Source organism: Methylobacterium tarhaniae (assembly GCF_001043955.1).
In the GTDB taxonomy this organism is placed as follows: domain Bacteria; phylum Pseudomonadota; class Alphaproteobacteria; order Rhizobiales; family Beijerinckiaceae; genus Methylobacterium; species Methylobacterium tarhaniae.
The window spans coordinates 1-705 of the sequence record NZ_LABZ01000367.1; the positions used below are offsets into that span (position 1 = coordinate 1).

Sequence of the window (705 nt, forward strand, 5' to 3'; positions counted from 1 at the left end):
GGAAGGGCCGCCACGTCTACCGCAAGGTGCGCGACCGGGCCTCCTACGCCTTCGCCCTGGTCTCGGTCGCGGCGGTCATCGAGGCAGACGGCACCACGATCCGCTCGGCCCGCCTCGCCTTCGGTGGTCTCGCCCACAAGCCCTGGCGGGTGGCGGAGGCCGAGGAGGCGCTGGTGCGCGAGGGCGCGGGAGCCGCCGGCGAAGCGGCCCTGAGGGGCGCCCGCGGCTACGGCGCCAACGACTTCAAGATCCCGCTCGCCAAGCGCACCCTCGCGGCCGCGGTCGCGGAAGCGCTGCGCGCCTGATCGCCGGATTCGGAGAACAGCCATGGACATGAGCCAGCCGGTCGGCGTCACGCCCCTCGACATCCAACCCCACGGCCCGGTGGGCCAGCCGATCGACCGCGTCGACGGCCCGCTCAAGGTCACCGGCCGCGCACCTTACGCCTACGAGAGCCGGGAGATGAAGCATCCCGGCTACGGCTTCGTCGTCACGGCGACGATCGCCAAGGGCCGCATCCGCGACATCGACACGGCCACCGCCGAGCGGATGCCCGGCGTCGTCCACGTGCTCACTCACCGCAACGCGCCGGCCCAGGGCGAGAAGAAGGAGCAGGTCGGCCCGCTGCTGACCGATACCGAGATCAGGCATTGGGGCCAGCCGGTCGCGCTCGTCGTCGCCGAGAGCTTCGAGGAGGCTCGCGCC

The 705-nt window shown here is 72.6% G+C and carries 2 pseudogenes; both read left to right on the plus strand.

Annotated elements, in window-relative coordinates:
• Positions 1-305: pseudogene (locus tag VQ03_RS29975) on the plus strand (xanthine dehydrogenase family protein subunit M); the annotation flags it as partial.
• A 22-nt stretch (positions 306-327) separates the two neighbouring features.
• Positions 328-705 (plus strand): annotated as a pseudogene (locus VQ03_RS29980) (xanthine dehydrogenase family protein molybdopterin-binding subunit); the annotation flags it as partial.